The sequence below is a fragment of the Escherichia sp. E14V7 genome (assembly GCF_004212225.1).
In the GTDB taxonomy this organism is placed as follows: Bacteria; Pseudomonadota; Gammaproteobacteria; order Enterobacterales; family Enterobacteriaceae; genus Escherichia.
This window is the reverse complement of sequence record NZ_RHJJ01000014.1, coordinates 179,450-198,355: the sequence shown is the minus strand read 5'-3', so window position 1 is coordinate 198,355 and position 18,906 is coordinate 179,450. Positions and strand designations below refer to the sequence as shown.

General features: G+C 49.5%; 15 protein-coding genes. 7 read left to right on the top strand and 8 right to left on the bottom strand.

Annotated features, from left to right (window positions below; all coding sequences use genetic code 11):
* The first annotated feature begins 41 nt into the window (after positions 1-41).
* From hutU to D9741_RS16915, 7 genes are all read left to right on the top strand, one after another.
* A complete protein-coding gene (hutU, locus tag D9741_RS16945; protein WP_130214975.1) occupies positions 42-1,739 on the top strand; it encodes a urocanate hydratase in 1,698 nt (565 codons plus the stop codon).
* Positions 1,740-1,902: 163 nt separating this feature from the next.
* Positions 1,903-3,312, top strand: a complete 1,410-nt coding sequence (locus tag D9741_RS16940) for a cytosine permease (RefSeq protein WP_130214974.1) — start codon at positions 1,903-1,905, stop codon at positions 3,310-3,312.
* A 10-nt stretch (positions 3,313-3,322) separates the two neighbouring features.
* Positions 3,323-3,904 (top strand): HutD family protein, encoded by a 582-nt coding sequence (locus tag D9741_RS16935; RefSeq protein WP_240725554.1) that lies wholly within the window; start codon positions 3,323-3,325, stop codon positions 3,902-3,904.
* Complete coding sequence (gene hutI / locus D9741_RS16930; RefSeq protein WP_130214970.1) at positions 3,901-5,112, top strand: imidazolonepropionase; 1,212 nt, start codon at positions 3,901-3,903, stop codon at positions 5,110-5,112. Before D9741_RS16935 ends, hutI begins: the two co-directional genes overlap by 4 nt.
* Positions 5,112-6,062 (top strand): formimidoylglutamase, encoded by a 951-nt coding sequence (gene hutG / locus D9741_RS16925; protein WP_130214968.1) that lies wholly within the window; start codon positions 5,112-5,114, stop codon positions 6,060-6,062. The genes hutI and hutG overlap by 1 nt, the downstream gene beginning before the upstream one ends.
* A 50-nt stretch (positions 6,063-6,112) precedes the next feature.
* A complete protein-coding gene (locus D9741_RS16920; RefSeq protein WP_130214966.1) occupies positions 6,113-7,783 on the top strand; it encodes an aromatic amino acid ammonia-lyase in 1,671 nt (556 codons plus the stop codon).
* A 270-nt stretch (positions 7,784-8,053) separates the two neighbouring features.
* On the top strand, positions 8,054-8,959 hold the full coding sequence (locus D9741_RS16915) for a LysR family transcriptional regulator (protein WP_130209888.1): 906 nt from the start codon (positions 8,054-8,056) through the stop codon (positions 8,957-8,959).
* 33 nt (positions 8,960-8,992) lie between these two features.
* Here D9741_RS16915 and cobO read toward each other — a convergent pair whose 3' ends face one another.
* The 8 genes from cobO to glmS all read right to left on the bottom strand — a co-directional run bounded on the left by cobO (position 8,993) and on the right by glmS (position 17,757).
* Positions 8,993-9,595: a cob(I)yrinic acid a,c-diamide adenosyltransferase gene (gene cobO / locus D9741_RS16910; protein WP_130214964.1), complete on the bottom strand. Its 603-nt coding sequence runs from the start codon at positions 9,593-9,595 to the stop codon at positions 8,993-8,995.
* A 9-nt stretch (positions 9,596-9,604) separates the two neighbouring features.
* On the bottom strand, positions 9,605-11,257 hold the full coding sequence (locus D9741_RS16905) for a class I fumarate hydratase (RefSeq protein WP_130214962.1): 1,653 nt from the start codon (positions 11,255-11,257) through the stop codon (positions 9,605-9,607).
* A 269-nt stretch (positions 11,258-11,526) separates the two neighbouring features.
* On the bottom strand, positions 11,527-11,844 hold the full coding sequence (locus D9741_RS16900) for a DUF4387 domain-containing protein (protein WP_130214960.1): 318 nt from the start codon (positions 11,842-11,844) through the stop codon (positions 11,527-11,529).
* On the bottom strand, positions 11,841-13,211 hold the full coding sequence (locus D9741_RS16895; RefSeq protein ID WP_130214958.1) for an acyclic terpene utilization AtuA family protein: 1,371 nt from the start codon (positions 13,209-13,211) through the stop codon (positions 11,841-11,843). Before D9741_RS16895 ends, D9741_RS16900 begins: the two co-directional genes overlap by 4 nt.
* Positions 13,212-13,214: 3 nt before the next feature.
* Entirely contained in the window at positions 13,215-14,456 is a 1,242-nt protein-coding gene (locus D9741_RS16890) for a methylaspartate ammonia-lyase (RefSeq protein ID WP_130209898.1), read from the bottom strand.
* Complete coding sequence (locus D9741_RS16885) at positions 14,456-15,901, bottom strand: methylaspartate mutase subunit E (protein ID WP_130214956.1); 1,446 nt, start codon at positions 15,899-15,901, stop codon at positions 14,456-14,458. The genes D9741_RS16890 and D9741_RS16885 overlap by 1 nt, the downstream gene beginning before the upstream one ends.
* Positions 15,902-15,919: 18 nt before the next feature.
* Positions 15,920-17,308, bottom strand: a complete 1,389-nt coding sequence (gene glmL, locus D9741_RS16880; RefSeq protein ID WP_130214954.1) for a methylaspartate mutase accessory protein GlmL — start codon at positions 17,306-17,308, stop codon at positions 15,920-15,922.
* Complete coding sequence (gene glmS, locus D9741_RS16875) at positions 17,308-17,757, bottom strand: methylaspartate mutase subunit S (RefSeq protein WP_130214952.1); 450 nt, start codon at positions 17,755-17,757, stop codon at positions 17,308-17,310. The genes glmL and glmS overlap by 1 nt, the downstream gene beginning before the upstream one ends.
* Between the last annotated feature and the right edge of the window lie 1,149 nt (positions 17,758-18,906).

Below are 18,906 nucleotides of genomic sequence, written 5' to 3'. Positions count from 1 at the left end.
GATGACAGCATTTAATTTTATCCAGTAACAGGAGAAGATTCATGAGTAAGCCTTCAGACCCTCGTATTGATACCAGTCGCGTCATCCATGCGCCACAAGGAACTCAACTGCATTGCAAAAACTGGCAGATCGAAGCTGCCTATCGGATGTTGCAGAACAACCTTGATCCCGACGTAGCCGAAAATCCACAGCATCTGGTGGTATACGGTGGCATTGGCCGCGCGGCGCGTAACTGGGAATGTTTCGACCAGATCCTCGAATCGCTCAAAAATCTCGAGCCTGATGAGTCGCTGTTGGTACAGTCCGGTAAACCCGTGGGCGTGTTTAAAACTCATACTGACGCGCCCCGCGTGCTGATTGCCAACTCTAACCTGGTGCCGCAATGGGCCAACTGGGATCACTTCAATGAACTGGATCGCAAAGGTCTGTTCATGTACGGCCAGATGACCGCTGGCTCGTGGATCTACATCGGTAGTCAGGGCATTGTGCAGGGAACGTTCGAAACTTTTGTCGAAGCAGGTCGCCAGCACTACAACAATTCGCTAAGTGGAAAATGGATCCTGACCGCGGGGCTCGGTGGTATGGGCGGTGCACAACCGCTGGCGGCGACTCTGGCGGGAGCTTGTTCATTAAATATCGAGTGCCAGCAAAGTAGCATCGACTTCCGTCTGCGTACCCGTTATGTCGATAAACAAGCGAAAGATCTTGATGATGCACTGGCGCTGATTAAATACCACACCGAACGCAAAGAAGCCGTTTCTATCGCGCTGCTAGGCAATGCGGCGGAAATTGTTCCTGAGCTGGTGAAACGTGCGCATCAGGGAGCGATCAAACCGGATCTGGTGACCGACCAGACCTCCGCTCACGATCTGGTCTATGGTTACCTGCCAATGGGCTGGAGCGTAGAACAATGGCGTGCTGCACAGCAGGATCCACAACAGCACGCCAGACTGCAAAAAGAAGCGGCACAGAGTTGCGTGGCGCATGTTCAGGGGATGCTGGACTTCCAGGCGATGGGGATCCCGGTTGTCGATTATGGTAACAACATCCGCCAGGTGGCTTTCAACGAAGGTCTGCAAAATGCCTTCGATTTCCCGGGCTTCGTTCCTGCTTACATTCGTCCCATGTTTTGTGAAGGCAAAGGCCCGTTCCGTTGGGTGGCGTTGTCTGGTGACCCGGAAGATATCTATAAAACCGATGCCAAAATTAAAGAACTATTCCCCAATAACGTACTGACCCATCGCTGGCTGGATATGGCGCGTGAGCGTATCGCCTTCCAGGGGCTTCCTTCACGTATTTGCTGGCTGGGGCTTGGTGAGCGTCACCTGGCGGGGCTGGCATTCAACGAAATGGTGCGCAACGGTGAACTAAAAGCACCGATTGTGATTGGTCGCGATCATCTTGATACCGGTTCTGTCGCCAGCCCGAACCGCGAAACTGAAAGCATGCTCGATGGCAGTGACGCGGTTTCTGACTGGCCGTTGCTCAATGGTCTGCTCAATACCGCAGGTGGAGCAACGTGGGTGTCTCTGCATCATGGCGGCGGCGTCGGGATGGGGTATTCACAACACGCCGGGATGGTTATTGTTGCCGATGGTAGCGAAGAAGCCGAAAAACGTCTGGCGCGTGTGCTGGTGAATGATTGTGCTTCCGGGGTTATGCGTCATGCGGATGCGGGTTATGAGGCGGCAATTGAATGTGCCAAAAATTATGGTCTGAAATTGCCGATGATTCGCTAAATATTAACGTTGTTATTTAATATTTGCGCTAATACAGGCGGGAAGTCATCCGCCTGTATAACAATAATTATCAAAAATATTCATTACATCGTCGAGAGAAATATCTCTCGACCCTCTATTGCTGTTTCAAAAAATGACCTCTCATTTTGCAGGAGACTTTTTCATGGAATCAAGCAGCCCTATCCGCAGTAAAAAACCAGTATTAGAATCAAATACGATTAACGCCGTTCCTGAGTCCGCTCGCCACGGCGCGCCCTCCAGCCAGTTTACTTTATGGCTAAGTGCTAACTTACAAATTACCGCCGTGGTGGACGGCGCGTTAGCGATTATTTTTGGCTCTGAAGCCATGTCAGCAATTATTGGTTTATTAATCGGTAATATTATCGGCGGCGCGGTTATGGCATTGCACTCGTCACAGGGGGCAAAGCTGGGATTACCACAGATGATCTCCAGTCGTATCCGCTTTGGCGTCAAAGGAGCGGCGCTACCGTTACTGATGGTGATTATTATGTATCTCGGATTTGCCGCGACGGGTACGGTATTATCCGGTCAGGCGATTAACCGGATATTTGGTTTTGAGTCAGCATCGACCGGAATTATTATTTTCGGCATGCTTACCGCGATGATCGCATTGGTCGGTTATAAACTTATTCACGTCGTTGGCCGTGTTGCAGGGATATTAAGTATTCTGGGGTTTATTTACCTGGCCACTCAACTTAGCGGTCACTACGATGTGGCTGCGGCATTTGGTCAAAAGCCATTTAGCTTATCGGTGTTCTTATTAACGATTGCACTCTCAGCCGGATGGCAATTAACGTTTGCACCATACGCCTCTGATTATTCCCGCTATTTACCCTCTGATACACCAGCAAAATCAATCTTCTTTGCCACCTTTCTGGGAACCACGCTTGGCGCGCAATGTGCCATGACTTTTGGCGTTCTTGTTGCTGCTTGCGGTGCTAACTTCCTGAAAGATCAGGTTGGTTTTATGGGCGATTTAGCCGGACCAACGTTTGCCATTCTGATTTATACGGTAATTGTTTGCGGCAAACTGACGGTTAACTGTTTGAATGCCTACGGCGGCTTTATGTCGATTCTGGCGACCGTCAGCGCCTTTAACAATCGCAGCCAGGTTTCACAGCGTGTTCGTGCTGCCTACGTTGTGGGCTTCGTGCTGTTGTCGATGGTCGTCGCGCTGGCGGCAAGCGCAGACTTTTTGAATAATTTCAAAAACTTCGTTCTGCTGCTGTTGACGGTATTTGTGCCGTGGAGCGCCATCAATCTCATCGACTACTACTTCATCTCACAAGGTAAAACCGATATTCCGGCACTTTATACCCCGGAGGGACGCTATGGAGCGTATAACAAAACCGCGTTGGTTTGCTACGGAATTGGTGTGCTGGTGCAGATCCCCTTCCTGAATCAAAAACTGTATCAGGGACCCATTTCTGTACTGATGGGCGGGGCGGATATTTCCTGGATTATCGGCTTGTTAATGACTGCCGTTATTTATTACCCGTGGGCAAAACGTACTACCAGCGTTCCTGCACAGACTATTTATCCCGAGTCGTAAAATGGAACCAATGCTGATATCTGCAATGGATAAGCCCTTGCAACCGTGGCGCAACGGCGGGGGTTTTACGCGACAACTGCATGCCTGGCCTGATGATGAAAACTGGCTGTTACGCATCAGTATGGCCAATGTCAGCCAGGACGGCCCTTTTTCGGCGTGGCCTGGCGTGGTACGTGGCCTCGCCATTCTCGATGGGGAAGGGGTGAGGCTGACGTTTGCCGATTCGATAATCAACCTGCAACGTCACGATCCCGCCTTAATTTTTCACGGAGAAGCCATGCCAGATTGCCAGCTGCTGGGCGGTGCAGTTCGCGATCTCAATGTCATGGCGCGGGAAGGCGATACGGGGATGTTGCGGGTGCAAAGTGCCGTTGACTGGCTTCCTCCGTCACTTGCGCAAGCGGGCCTGTTCACGCTGTGTGAAGGGGAGTGGATAAGCGGCGAGAAAAGGGTGTTTGTCGCGGCAAATATGTTGTTATGGCTGGTTGCGCCTGATGGCAAGCCCTGGCGTTTCGTACCACGGAAAAAAGTCTCCGTCGGTGAGCTGGCGGGCTGGTGGCTTTATTATCTACGAGGGGAAAAATCCTTATGAGTGCATTAACGCTCTGGCGAAATACCACGCTGGCGACGCTTTCCGCTAACGATTGGGGAGTGATTGAAAATGGTGCATTAATCAGCCGTGGCGACACTATTGTCTGGCTTGGCAAGGCCACGCAGATCCCTCGCGAACTGACGGCTGACATTACAGAGGAACACGACCTGCGGGGTAAGTTGCTGACCCCAGGTCTGGTAGATTGCCATACGCATCTGGTGTATGGCGGCCAGCGGGCGAGTGAGTTTGAGATGCGGCTGCAAGGCGTGGCTTATGAAGATATCGCCAGAGCGGGCGGCGGGATCTTATCTACCGTCAATGCCACGCGGGCGGCCAGCGAAACACAACTGTTTGAACTGGCGGCGCAGCGACTACAAAACTGGTTGCGTGAAGGCGTCAGTACGCTGGAAATAAAATCCGGTTATGGCTTGACGCTGGAAGATGAAGCGCGCTGTTTGCGCGTTATCCGCCGCTTACAGGAATCTACAGGATTACGTATTCAGTCTACGTTTCTTGGGGCGCACAGCTTGCCGCCAGAGTTTGCCGGGCGCAGTGATGATTACATTACGGCGCTTTGCGACTGGATGGGCGTCTTACATGAACAGGGGCTTATTGATGCGGTTGACGCTTTTTGTGAAAACATCGCCTTTAGCCCAGACCAGGTACGGCGCGTTTTCAGTAAAGCACAACACTATGGATTGCCTGTAAAACTGCATGCCGAACAGCTTTCTGACCAGCAAGGCGCTGCGCTGGCGGCGGCGTTTTCTGCACTCTCCTGCGATCATCTGGAATACCTTAGCGAGTCGGGTATCGCCGCCATGAAAGCAGCTGGAACAGTGGCGGTACTGCTCCCCGGTGCTTATTACTTCCTGCGCGAAACCCATCTGCCGCCGATTGCCGCTTTGCGGGCAGCGGGCGTGCCGATTGCTATCTCCACGGACCATAACCCCGGAACGTCTCCCAATATGTCATTGCCATTGATGATCAATATGGCCTGTACGCTGTTTCGCATGACGCCGCTGGAAGCCGTTCAGGGCGTTATGTGTAATGCGGCAAAGGCACTTGGACTTATTGACCGGGGTGAACTTGCACCGGGATTACGGGCGGATATGGCGGTCTGGGATCTTAACCATCCACGTGAACTGGCTTACAGGTTTGGGCATCAGCCTTGCCAGGGGCTTATTGTCGGCGGAAAAAGGAGTTGGTAATGAAGCAAACATTATTGCCGTGGAGTGGGCGTGTTGACTCGCAGGAAATCGGCATCAGCACTCGCTGGCATCAGCATGTGCAACCGTTTAGTGAACAAAGCCACGGCGGTTGTACGCTGATTGGTTTTGCCGTTGATGACGGGGTGCAACGTAATGGTGGGCGAGCGGGTGCAGCAGGCGGACCGGGCGCGTTGCGCAGCATGTTGGGAAATATGCCGGTGCTCTGTGAAGGCGCTATTTTCGATATGGGCGATGTACAAAGCGAGGACCACGCGCTGGAATCCGCACAAAATCGTCTGGCGGCCAACGTAGCTACAGCCATTGCGCGCGGCAGTTTACCGGTGGTTCTGGGTGGCGGTCATGAAGTGGCGTGGGGAACATTTCAGGGGATTATGCAGTCGCGTCCTGATATTCGGCGGTTACTGATTGTGAACCTTGACGCGCATTTTGATTTACGGATGGCGGAAAAAGCCAATTCAGGTACGCCGTTTCGTCAGATGCAAGAGTGGAACGCGCAGCATGGCAAACCGTTTAATTATCGCGTGCTGGGAATAAGTCGTTTTGCCAATACTCAGGCGTTATTTGATCGCGCTGATTGTCTCGGTGTGCGTTATTGGCTGGACGAATCTCTGCAATTTGAACGTGGTTTGCATGAGGTCGCTAATGCGCTCTCGGCAGATATTCAGGCGTGTGACGCCATTTATTTAACGATTTGTCTCGATGTTTTACCCGGTTATCAGGCGCCAGGCGTTTCTGCGCCATCACCGTTAGGCGTGCCGTTAAATATTACTGAAGCCGTTGTGAATTTAATCGCCGGTAGCGAGAAGTTGATTGCGGCGGATATTGCCGAACTTAACCCGGACCTGGACCGCGATAATTTAACCGCGAAAGTAGCCGCTCGCCTGGTGACCAGTATTGTCCGGCGGGGGAAAACAGATAGAACAAATTAAAACGTTGTCGCAGTAACCCGTTGTTAAACTCATCATGATAAGGAAACACAATGAAAGGATTGATACGAAGAGTCACTGTCACCGTTGTGCTCTGGAGCGTTTGCTCCATCGCGATGGCGAAATCAACCATTACTCTGGATGGCGAACATCTTTCCATTGACCAGGCCTGGTCAATTGCGTTAGGTGATAACGACGTCAAAATCGCGCCGAAAGCTCTGGACAGAATGGAAAAAAGTTATGATCTGGTGATGACCGCCGCACATTCTGGAACACCCGTTTATGGTTTAACCGTAGGTGTGGGGCTAAATAAAGACCAGCCGATATTTGATGCCAAAGGAAATTTAACGCCTGAGGTGATTGACGCGTCGAAAAAATTTAATGCTGCCGCGCTGCGCGCCCATTCTGCGGGCGTTGGTCCGATGTTACCGGATTATCTGGCACGCCTTTCAATGGTATTACGTTTAAATACTATGCTGCATGGGCAAACCGGCGCGCAGCCTTATATTGCCGAGTTGTATGCCGAATTTATTAACCGCGGCGTTACACCGTTAATTCCGGCGCGGGGAAGCATCGGCGCAGCGGATATTATGCTCGCTTCGCACGTTGGTCTGGTGATGATGGGGGAATGGAAAGCCCGAGTAAATGGCGTGCAAATGAGCGGTGGTGACGCGCTGGCGAAAGTGGGGCTTAAGCCACTGGTGCCACAGGGTAAAGATATGCTGGCGATTTTGTCGAACAACAGCGTCGGGACAGCCTACGCTATCGAAGCAGTTCGTTCGGCACGTCAGTTGCTGAATGTCAGCCCGGTGGTTTTCGCTATGAGTCTGGAAGCGTTGAATGGTAACGTCGCACCAGTACTGCCGCAGTCAATTGCCGTGCGTCCTTTCCCGCAGTTGGCTGACTCTGCAAAAGAGATTCGCGATGCGTTAAACGGTTCATATTTATGGCATAAAGATGACAAACGTGCATTGCAAGATCCGTTATCGTTCAGAACTACGGTATATACCATTGCTGAATCAGTACGCGCTTTGCATGATGCTGAAGAGATCATAACCGTACAAATCAACAGTTCCGATGACAACCCAGCAACAGTGCTGAATGCTGACAAGGCGTATCAGGACTCCAGTCAGGTCGCGCAATATTTTGTTAAAGATGGCGCAGTCAGCGGCGGGATCTTCCCGACGGCGAACTTCGAATCGTTACCTGTTGCGCTTGCCACTCAGCGTCTGACCGTGGCGCTGGTACATGTTTCGCATAACAGTATGCGTCGCTCGCTGCACCTGGAGGATGAGCACTTTACCGGTTTAACGCGCTTCCTGTCGGCGCCCGGTAATAAAGGTCACGGCTTCGGTTCGCTGCATATTCCGTTTGTCGCGCTGCATGCGGAAAACGTCGATCTCGCCAATCCTGTTTCTTTCGATATTCAACCGGTTGCCGGAGGTATAGAAGATACCGGCGCCAATAATGACCACGCGGCCAGAAGATTGAAACAGGTTGTCGATAATCTGAACGTGATTTATGGCATTGAACTGATGCATTCCGCACAGGCTCTCGATTTACGGTTGCAGGCCGATCCGCAACTGGCATTAGGAAAATCCACCAAAGCAATGTTTACCGAATACAGAAAAGTCGTGCCTTTTGTCGACCAGGATCGGGTCTTTACCCCAGATATTGCAGCTTCGCAAAAATTCTTAGAAGGATATGCTATAAATCAAAAATAAAATTTTTGTTGATTGTTTATCATAATATCAATAGATATGATAATTGCTATCAATTTAATAATCTTCACTTAACTTGAATCATAATAATCCGAAGGGCGCTTTGCTTTTCGGATTATTATTATCTGATTGAGACAATTGTCACGCCGGGCTTGCTGGGTTATAAATATCGATCATGATTTTTATAAAATATCTATTGCTGCTTTGGTTGCCATTACTTAGCAATAAGTAATGTTTTTTTGATAGTTTAAACTATTTTTAAGGGACGGCATTATGAGAGGAAAAATACCCAAAACGGAACTGTTGGTAACTTTTGAGGTAGTCGCACGCCATGAAAGTTATACCAGAGCGGCAGAGGAGTTAGCATTAACCCAAAGCGCAGTATTCAGGCAAGTTAGCGCACTGGAAGATTTTTTACATATATCATTATTTGCGCATTCTAAAAAAAGAATATTTCTTAATGATGCCGGAAAGCATTATCTGGGAATTGTTAAAGAAACATTGAATAAGCTTGAACGTGACACGAATACTATCATGACCTGGCAGCCTACGGTTCAGGTTATTGAGCTTGCTGTCAATCCTACTTTCAGTACGCACTGGTTGATCCCCAATTTACGTGAGTTCAATAAATTGTATCCCGATATTATTGTCAATATTCACTCATTAGCTAATAACGGGGATTTTCTTAATCGGGAATACGATGCCGTCATTATGCGCGAAAATTTCTGTGCGCCCTGGTCGGAGGTAGAATATCTCTTTGAGGAAGAGATCCTGCCGGTATGCAGCGGCAGTTTACTTTCACTTCCTGACCAAAAACTGTCTGTTGCAGAGCTATTAAGTGAGCTACCACTGCTGCATCAAAGCACCCGTATTACTGGCTGGGAAGAGTGGTTTGCATTGTCTGGCGTTAGTAGTCCGTTGGTGAATAACGGTCCACGTTTTGATTTACTTTCAATGCTGATTGCCGCCGTGCGATCTAATCTCGGTGTGGCGCTGTTGCCCCGGTTTGCAATTCAACACGATTTAGATAGCGGTGACATGGTGATTCCGTGTGATGTGCCTATTCGTACCGGCAATCGCTTTATTATGACGTGGCGGGAAGAGAAGGCTGATTATCCGCACTTGCAACTCTTTCGTGAGTGGTTGCTGGCAAAATCGGTCGTACCGGAGGAGATGTAAAACCTGCGCCTGGCGAGATGCCAGGCGCAGTCATTACCAGTCGATACCAGGCTGTGCCTGAATACCGTTATCAAAAGCATGCTTGACGGGGCGGATTTCGCTTACCGTATCCGCCATTTTTACTATCTCACTATGGCAGCCGCGTCCGGTGACAATGACGTTTTGCTGCGCCGGGCGATTTTGTAGCGAAGCGATCACTTCTTCGGTATCCAGATAATGGTAAGCCAGCATGTAGGTCAGCTCATCGAGCACCACTAAATCGTAACGGTCATCAGCCAGCATCCGCTTGCATTCAGACCAGACCTCTTTCGCCGCGTCGATATCCGCTTGCCGATTCTGTGTCTCCCAGGTAAAACCTGTTCCCATAATATGAAATTCAATGCCCAGTGGATGGAGAAGGTTATATTCGCCGTTGTCCCACTGTCCCTTGATGAACTGCGCAACGCCAACCGTTTTGCCATGACCTACGGCGCGCGTCACGGTACCAAAAGCGGCGGTGGATTTTCCTTTTCCGTTACCAGTGAAAACAATCAATATTCCTTTTTTCTCCGTCGCCGCCGCGATGCGTGTGTCGACCTGTTCTTTCAGTTTCTGCTGGCGCTGAATATGTCGTTCAGTTGAAATCCGCGCTTCCATTCACTTTCCTTAATGCCCGGCGGGGCAATTGGCGCAACGGTGTTGCTGCTCAAACTGACTAAAGAAATTATTGCCTTTATCATCCACCAGAATGAACGCGGGCAAGTTTTCAACCTCCATCATCCACACTGCTTCCATGCCCAACTCCGGATATTCCAGGCAATGCAGGCTTTTGACATATTCTTGTGCCAGTAACGCCGCCGCACCGCCGATACTTCCCAGATTAAAGCCGCCATGTTTGTGACAGGCATCGGTAACCTGCTGGCTGCGGTTGCCTTTCGATAACATCACCAGACTGCCGCCAGCCGCCTGGAAGGCGTCTACATAACCGTCCATTCGACCGCCCGTGGTGGGCCCAAGAGAACCACAGGCCATATTTTCCGGTGTTTTCGCGGGGCCAGCGTAATAGACGATATGATGTTTCAGGTAATCCGGCATCGGTTCGCCGTTATCCAGTCGTTCTTTTATTTTGGCGTGGGCGATATCACGCGCCACTACGATGGGGCCGCTTAACGACACACGGGTGCCGATCGGTAATGTGGCGAGATCCTGCATTACCTCACGCAATGGACGAGTGAGATCAATCTGTACGTTATGCGTGTGATTGTCTTTCCGCATTGAGGCTGGAATATATTGTCCCGGATTATGTTCGAGTTTTTCCAGCCAGATGCCGTGCTTGTTAATTTTGGCTTTAATATTACGATCGGCGGAACAGGAGAGTGCCATAGCGATTGGGCAGGAGCCGCCGTGGCGCGGTAGACGAATAACACGAATATCATGAGCGAAATATTTGCCACCAAACTGAGCACCAATACCAAATTGTTGGCTGGCGTCGAGCAAGGTTTTTTCCAGCTCAACATCGCGGAAGGCTTGTCCCTGCTCGTTTCCGCTGGTGGGCAGATTATCGTAGTATTTTGTCGACGCTAGTTTGGCAACTTTTAGCGCCTGATCGGCAGAAAGTCCCCCGACGACAAAGGCGATGTGGTAGGGCGGACAGGCGGCAGTTCCCAGCGATTTCATTTTTTCGATTAAAAACGCAGTCAGTTTTTCTGGTTGCAGGAGAGATTTAGTTTCCTGGTAAAGCGCAGCTTTATTGGCAGAGCCACCCCCTTTATTGACACACAGAAAATGGTACTCGTCGCCGGGGACGGCGCTGATATCAATCTGAGCCGGAAGATTGGTTTGTGTATTGACTTCGGTATACATATCCAGTGGCGCATTTTGTGAAAAGCGCAGATTATTTTCCTGGAAAGTGGTGTAAATACCTTTGCTTAAGGCTTCGGCGTCATTGCCCCCGGTCCAGATGTGTTGCCCTTTACTGGCGACAATGGTGGCGGTGCCGGTGTCCTGGCAGTTGGGTAATATCCCTTTTGCCGAGACTTCGGCATTGCGCAGTAGCTGCAAGGCCACATATCTGTCATTACTGCTGGCCTGCGGATCGTTCAGAATGCTGGCGACTTGTTGCAGGTGAACGGGACGTAAGAAAAAAGAGGCTTCATAAAATGCCTCCCGGGCAAGCAACGTTAATGCTTCCGGAGCGATTTTTATCACTTCTTCGCCGTCTATTTCCGTTACTGTAATATATTGATCGCTGATTAATTTATATTCCGTTGCGTCTTTATATTGTAAAAACGGTTCTTGCCAGATAAATGGTTTGGACATGATGTGTTCTCACATTGTGGTTATTTTTACCGAATGATAAGGCAGGCTTTTTTCCAGCAGAGATTCGGTATTGACTTAAGTGTTTTTTGTTTAATTACGTGTGATTGTTGTATGGTTTTTAGGAGAACGTAGGCCACCAGTTATTTCTGTTGTGATAATGCTGGCAGCTTCGTAATCAATTTTATTGATATGTTTAGATAAATGTACCTGACATAAAGAAATCTGTGCAGGTACATTTATGGGATTGATAATCTAAACAGTATTAATTATTAAATGTCAAAATGAATGCTTAATAAAGGTGCGTGCTGCTGCGCACCATAAACATCATTATCGCCCACATTCCCGGAGATAATATCTCGTGGCATGACGATTTTTACTGCATTAGAAGGATCAAACCAGACAATACGATGAATAAAATCAGGTTCAACATGATATAAGCGCGCAATCAGCTCTGGAGTTAATTGCCCTGATGATTTAACTCGCTCATAGTTTTCTTTCGTTTTAAATAAAATATCTAAAACCAGTTCGTAGGGTCCGGCATTTTTCGAACGAATGACTTGCGCCAGTGAGACAATTGACTGTTTCATGCCTGAACTCCTTCTGGCGTCACCTGTTCAATATGGAAATCAAAGCGCAGTGCGTCGTTGGCTTCAATCAGGTGATAGATAGAAAACTCGTATACGGGTCCGCTCTGGATATCAGAAGGGGAGAACGGGAACGCCAGGTTGCCCGCAGTAGCGATGCGATTTTCATAACCGTAGTGCAGCATAGTGGAGCGCACCAGTGAACAAACACTGTTGGCGATTTCTTGCGTCGGCGCGACCACATCCAGGACGATCCCCAGTTCATGTCCGGCAGTTTCCATGGGCTCGTGGTCGCCCATGACACCATTTTTACCGTACAGGTGGAATGTCATTCGAATGCTGTCGTCGGTCAGCGACAGGTTGCGCGTTACGCTGGCTTTGACATCTTCAATGATTTTGTCGATCCCGGCGATCATTATTGGGTCGCGAGTGCCTGCGATGGTCAGGCAGCGGAAGCCCACCTGCCGCGCACCTTCCAGTTTCAGGGCATATGGCGTTTCTTCATGCTTAGAACCGCTGACATAAACTTCACCGTCGTTCACGGCTTTGAAGGTGCAGTCTTTCAGATTCAGAACACCACCTGGTCCCGGCAGGAAGTACGGGTCCGATTTCTCATACAGCGTATGCGCGGCTGCGGATGTTTCGGTGAATTTACGCTGCGGATTGAACGTCTTCAGCGTGAAGCCATTATCGTCGATGATGCCCATCGCACAGTCAGAGCCGGAGCCTGGCGTCGCGGCAATTGCTGCACATTCGAGAATTTTCCCACAGTGCAGCGCCAGCCCTTCGTCAAAGCCTTGCATGATGGGGAGCGCGGCAAAGCAGGCCGGATCATAAGCCCGGCCGCCCAGCACCACCTGTGCGCCTTCTTTCAGCGCCCGCTGGAAGGGCTCGATGCCCATTTGCGCGACGATGTAGGTACTTTCGTCAATCGCGTCGTGCGTTAACGGCGGGACAAAATCCAGCGCCGTGATTTTGCCGTTATCCAGTGCCTGGTGGACGATGGCTTTGTCAACGTCCGCCGGGATCAGCGCCATCGAAAACGAAAGTTTTTCCTCTTGCGCTATCTCGTGAATAATTTGACGACACCACTCCAAATGCGGGGCTGCGCCAGAACCACCGGCCGTCCCGATCACCACTGGAATATTATTTTGCACGCCTGCGGTTATCATATAGCGCAGGTCGCGTTTAACTCCCGCGCGGTCGGTAAAGGGCTTACCCGCCCCCAGATAGTGCGGGCCAGGATCGGAAGATCCGGCATCAACGGCGATCAGATCGGGAGATTCCGCCATCGCTTTGCGGAAGCTCTCTTCAGGGAAGCCGTAACCGAGGATCGCAGTAGGTGATAAGACTTTAAAAGAACGAGCCATCTGTTAATCCTTAGCCAGCATCAGCGCGATAGTACGATTCATTTCGTTGAACACGATGTCGAGGCCTTCGTCAAACCCCATCCCCGGTTTTACCAGCATCCGCATGGGACGCGCGGCAAGAGCTACGTGGACACAAGTTCGGGCGCTGACATCGGTTTCGTTACAGGTGCCACCCTGATAAGCTTCCATTCCGTGGCTGTTGCAGTACAGAACAGCATCGACGATGTTGTGAATACTGCCCAGATCAGGCGTTTTGATTTGCACCATGTGGCAACTGGCTGCATCAGTGAAATCAACGATATCCTGGTAGGTGTTACACCATTCGTCGGCGACAATTTTCACGCCGGAACCGAGGCGCGTCAGCTCTTTGGTGATGGCAGTCAACAGGCGAATTTGGTCAGGTTTGTTACCGGCATCGACCGGACCTTCAATGTACAGCGGCAGACCTTGTGTTTCTTCTTCCAGGCTGGCGATGTATTGCGCGCAGCGAACGGGATCCATGTCGAAGATCAAACCGATGGTGCCGTATACATCAATATGTAGGGTAGGGTGGTAGCGAGCGCTGGTGCGTTTGCTCAGAATGCGATCTGACAGCCAGCGGATATATTCGCGCAGTTTTTCGCCCTTAAAGCCCAGCTTCTCTTCGACGTTATTAATCAGCGCATGGGGCAGTACGTCGATCCCTTTAAGGATCATCTTATCGACGGCGATATACCGATCGTCGCCGCTCTGGCCAAATAAAGGAATGGATTTTGCCACGCGCGGTAACTGCCATTCATCGCAAACTACTTCAGTTTTCAGACGGCCCGTTGCCAGCGCGGTAGCGTCAAGCAACGCCTGCGATAATCCATAGCGCACGGCGGTATGCAGCAAGTTGCCGTCAATACGCAGCTTGTCGAAAAAACGGGCATTCGGCACAAACGCATCCACATCGCGGCCTTCCAGTAACGGTTTGATATGGTCATTAAGGAACGGAATAAAATGCTCGGCGAGGAACAGCGGATCGCGACCGCCTGCCCCGGAGTACTGTACCGCAGCACAGTCACCAACCGCGACCGCGCCATTTTCCAGAATCAACTGAACTGAAACGCACTCCCCAGCCTGACGTACTGCGCTAAAACCAGACGTAACCGGCTCCCCGGTATAAAAAAATCCGTCGTGGCCCGCTCCGTTTTTTATCGCCTGCTGGTCATCGAAATAGAATGAGGAGTAGCCAGCGGTGAACAGGGCCTGTTTTATTTTCATTATGGTCTTCCTATTAATTTACTGTGGGATACAGCATTGATGTCATCAACAACCATCTGGAATGTCGGTTGGCGTCCTTCAAAGCGTGCGCGTTCGGCAACGTAATCGTGGTGAAGGTCGAGAATGTCTTTTGGCAACGGAACGGCGCCGGCTTCCAGCACGCGTATCGCGCCGGTGTTGTCGCGAACCGGAAGAATTTTGCCCGCGTTGCAGGCGGCTGGCGCAAACGGCACATCCAGTACGCCCGCTTCAAATGCCTGCACCGTACCGCGCGCGATATCCCCGTTCCCCAGTTCGAACACTTTATTCAGCACGGCGCGAACTTCACTCTTAATCAGCTCAACTTCCAGTTCCACCGCAGGACACGGTGGGAATTTCTGATCGCTAACCATATTGAGCATTTGGCGGGAGGCTTTCAGTCCCTGCACGTTGGCGGCAGCGGTAGGGATGCCCCAGGCTTCATGCGGACTCTTGGTGATTACTTTGGTTGCGCCCGACATTCCGGCAACCGCCGCGCCCCAGGAGATAATCGCGAACGCTTTTGACTCGTCTTCCGGAAAACCGCCCATCCACTGGTGGAACACCGTACTTAATTCGTACTCTGCATAGCCATGATTCTGGAAGTATTCGTGAGCGAGTTCCCGCAGAGACTGGATCGCCGCAATATCTTGCGTCAGGCTTCCGACCTGACCATAACCGACGGTGATAGATTTCACGCCCTGTTCCAGTGCCAGCAAGCCTTCGATTATCGCAATAGAGTGCGAGATAAACGGTGGAATCAAGGTACCTGTAAGCGGGCCAAACGGTTCGCGGTTGATGCGAATTCCGTGCTCTTCATACAGCCCCATTAAACGGTCGCAGTACTGCCAGTCGCGGATCGATTTTTCCAGCGTTACGCGTTTGGCGTACGGAATATTGTAGGAAATGCCGCCGCCTTCATAGCTGGTGAAGCCGCTGGCCATTGAGATTTCAGCCAGCAGCCGCGCATCTGGTGTGCCATGGCGGATCTGTAGCGGTTTTTGCAAGGTTTCGGTCAGACGACGGCATGCGGCGACGCCGTGGTTAACCACCGGTAAACCGTTCAGTTTAGAGGTTCCGGCTTCGATGGATTTTTTAATCCCTACCGCGGCTTCTTCGTAACGATTCAGACGGGTATAGGCATCGATGGTGCTCGGCAGCAAATCGCACTCATCTTGCAGTGTTTTCAGTAGTTCGATGTGCTCGTCCATCAACGCCACGCCTGCGCGCGGTTGGCTAAGCGTTTTACCTTCCAGGTCTGCTTTCAGTAGGGCAAGGGAGAAGCGTTTGTGATCAGGAATAGTTTGTTGATATTTAACGCCATCTTCGAAGTTTTCAACATCCTTGCCAGTTTCCCAGGTTTTCAGTACCTGTTGCCGCTCGGTCATGAATTCGTCATGGGTTAATTTCTTATTTCGAAGTTCCATTGATTGCTACCTTAATTGTTATAGGGTTAAGCATTGAATACTGGTACGCGCGGCGGCCTGCGGATCGACTCTGGCGACGTTTGCCAGCAGTGGAAATAGCCCCCGTGAATCGCGGTAATATTCGAATTCGGTCGGTAAGAGAATGCGTTTGCCGTCGTCGTTTAACTCGCGGTATTTCAACCAACGATGAATATCAAACTGGCTGGCGCGCGACAGCCATCCACCGGAACCAACGACTTTGCGCACGGTGGTCAGGTCGCGTCCCATCTGTAAATCGACATTGCCGACGCAGGTGCAGACCTCTTTTTTGGTGCCGGCATGACGTTCAGTGGCGTAACCTACGCACAGTCCGGCCAGCACAGTATCGAAATATTTTTCTTCTGCGTTAGTGGGTAAATGGTCGGGATGTGCAACCAAATGACGGAGATAATGATAAAAAGCGTCCTGCTGCGTGGGGTGCTGAGAAAAGATCACATTAACTAAGTCTTTTGCGCTTTCACCAACCGCCATTGCTGAGACGCGCATTCCCAGATCGCCTTCAACGGTCCGTTTTACGAAGGGTTCCGGTACGCCGTGTAAAACGGTGTCGGGTGAGAGATTATTGGCACAGGCAGAATACATATCGGTAGTTGCGCCGCCCATGTCGATCAGCATGAACTCTTTCCAACTGCTATCGACATTACTGATTGCCTTAACCAGTTCAAAAACTGTCCACGGCGTTGGCATCGGCTCTTCGCCCGTTTCATCAACAATGACATCCAGCCCTTTTCCTTTAACAATGCGTTTGAGGAAAATGTCGCAGATGGCCTGTCGCGCGGCGAAAGGGGAGGGATTTTCAAGGTCAGGCAGGACGTTATCGACGATAGTCAGATCTTTATGCCCGAGGATGTCCTGTATATTGTCCTGAATGTCCCTGTTTCCGGCATAAATAATGGCGCACTCGAGTTTTGATTCCGCCAGCACACGGGCGTTATTTAGCCCGTAACTCTCTTCTCCGCCGTCGGTGCCGCCAGTGAATAAGAGGATATCGGGTGGTGACTCTTCCAGCGCCTGAATATCACGGCGGTTCAACTTGTAGGAGTAATGCTGCGCTATTTTAGCGCCAGCAGAGTGAGCGGTTACTTTCGCGGATTCCAGGGTAATAGAAGGCACTAATCCCATTGCGGCAACCGCCAGTCCACCTTTGGCTGAAGAGGAGTACTTCAATGCGACTTCGCCGCTTTTTAACAGAGGGAGGGCGTTATCTACGTTTAACACCTGATTCAGACTTGAGAAAAAACCATCGGCCAGATGATGCGTGGTGGTTGGGGTCAGAACGTGGTTAACCAGCGTTAACGCGTCCCCCTCCCGGGTAAAGAGGGCAGCTTTGGTCCACGTCGATCCAATATCGACAGAGACGATTTGCATCAGATGGCCTCTTCGAAAATACGTGTTTCAACACCATGACGCTGGTTGATATCGTTGGCCATCAGTTGGCAGACATCTTCTAAGTCATGGCTGGGGGCGAAGACGCGGTCAAAACCCATCTCTTTGAATTTGATTTGCACGTCAGCGAAGTCATGTTTACCCACCACCAGGTTACCGCCTACATAGAGCAGAATGTCGCCCAGCCCACGTTCGATGCAGCGTTCACGCATACCCAGACAGTCGATATCCCCATGCCCATAGATAGAGGAAACCACTATCGCGTCAGCGCCAGTTTCAATGGCAGCATCAATATATTCATCCTGGCTGACCATTACGCCCAGGTTTATGACTCTGAAGTCATGAGAAGTAAAAACGCGATCCAGAACTTTATTGCCAACTGCATGGCAGTCGGCACCAATAACGCCAAGCACTAGTGTTGCTTTCTTCATGGGTAATCCTTTGTAAGACAGAGAGTAAAATAAGTTACACACGTCGTATTTATGGCCGTTTCTGTGGCACATGATTAATAACACTGGAGTGTCTGTGTCCTGTCGTCAGGTTGCAATTGATCTATTTTCAAAATATCTTTCGAAAAATGCTTGTTTATGTGGTTAGTTTAAATATGACGTTTATTTCAATAGGTTACGTATATGGTTGTTATTGATTTTAATTTTTCAAATTATATTGATTTAATGTATTGATATATTTGTGATCAACATCTGATTTGCATTTTTTTTAAGAGGGGCTGGTTATAAAAGTAGTTCATAAAGTTTTGTGCGCATTATTAATGCAATTTACTGCCGTCTTAACATGAAATTGTAACAGTAATGTTTAAAGTAACAAATGGTTAATAACTCATTTGGGGTTGTACTATTCATTGGACCTAATTAATCACTTCTACTCAAATGATTATTCTTGAGCAGTGGAACGTATTACTTAGAGTGGGCGGGTGTTCAATAACGTCCAGATATAATACCGTTTCATTGTCTCGTCTTGCTGCTGGGGTAATAAAGATAATTTACATATACCAACGCAGGATAAACTTAGTTATTGAATCTCATGTTGTTTGATGTTGGCTCACTGAGCCGTTCATTGAATATAAAAAGGGGAAAAATACTTATATCAGATGCAATTTAGCTTAAAAGCTCTCTTTCCCCTCCTCCTGCATTCTACAAATCCATCCTTCAACGTGATTATTAGCAAAGCAACAATAACATTCCGGGGTAAAGATGGGTGCTCATAAAGACAACAATCAATTAACTTTGATAAAAATATGTTATGTAAAATGACAACAAATTGGCTAATCTACTCAATTAGTCTTATAAAAAGTGGGTAAGGCGGTTCTGTTAAATAAAATACTGGTTTTTTATCTATGCATTTCCATAGTGGTAATTTTACTGTGCTATTTGGTTACAATAAATTAACAATAAAATTACCAATGATCTATAGATTATACATGATTAACATATCTGGTTGATTTTGATATAAATCAATTTTTAATTCTTGAAAAAAATCTGCAAAACGCGATAAATTGTCGTAGATCAAATTGGTGGGATAGTGACAATTTCACTATAAATTGATCACTGTCGAAAAATGCA

Bases quoted from the DNA above. Each gene is read 5' to 3' on its own strand.
- hutU (WP_130214975.1), top strand. From the start codon at position 42: ATGAGTAAGCCTTCAGACCCTCGTATTGATACCAGTCGCGTCATCCAT.
- D9741_RS16940 (WP_130214974.1), top strand. From the start codon at position 1,903: ATGGAATCAAGCAGCCCTATCCGCAGTAAAAAACCAGTATTAGAATCA.
- D9741_RS16935 (WP_240725554.1), top strand. From the start codon at position 3,323: ATGCTGATATCTGCAATGGATAAGCCCTTGCAACCGTGGCGCAACGGC.
- hutI (WP_130214970.1), top strand. From the start codon at position 3,901: ATGAGTGCATTAACGCTCTGGCGAAATACCACGCTGGCGACGCTTTCC.
- hutG (WP_130214968.1), top strand. From the start codon at position 5,112: ATGAAGCAAACATTATTGCCGTGGAGTGGGCGTGTTGACTCGCAGGAA.
- D9741_RS16920 (WP_130214966.1), top strand. From the start codon at position 6,113: ATGAAAGGATTGATACGAAGAGTCACTGTCACCGTTGTGCTCTGGAGC.
- D9741_RS16915 (WP_130209888.1), top strand. From the start codon at position 8,054: ATGAGAGGAAAAATACCCAAAACGGAACTGTTGGTAACTTTTGAGGTA.
- cobO (WP_130214964.1), bottom strand. From the start codon at position 9,595: ATGGAAGCGCGGATTTCAACTGAACGACATATTCAGCGCCAGCAGAAA.
- D9741_RS16905 (WP_130214962.1), bottom strand. From the start codon at position 11,257: ATGTCCAAACCATTTATCTGGCAAGAACCGTTTTTACAATATAAAGAC.
- D9741_RS16900 (WP_130214960.1), bottom strand. From the start codon at position 11,844: ATGAAACAGTCAATTGTCTCACTGGCGCAAGTCATTCGTTCGAAAAAT.
- D9741_RS16895 (WP_130214958.1), bottom strand. From the start codon at position 13,211: ATGGCTCGTTCTTTTAAAGTCTTATCACCTACTGCGATCCTCGGTTAC.
- D9741_RS16890 (WP_130209898.1), bottom strand. From the start codon at position 14,456: ATGAAAATAAAACAGGCCCTGTTCACCGCTGGCTACTCCTCATTCTAT.
- D9741_RS16885 (WP_130214956.1), bottom strand. From the start codon at position 15,901: ATGGAACTTCGAAATAAGAAATTAACCCATGACGAATTCATGACCGAG.
- glmL (WP_130214954.1), bottom strand. From the start codon at position 17,308: ATGCAAATCGTCTCTGTCGATATTGGATCGACGTGGACCAAAGCTGCC.
- glmS (WP_130214952.1), bottom strand. From the start codon at position 17,757: ATGAAGAAAGCAACACTAGTGCTTGGCGTTATTGGTGCCGACTGCCAT.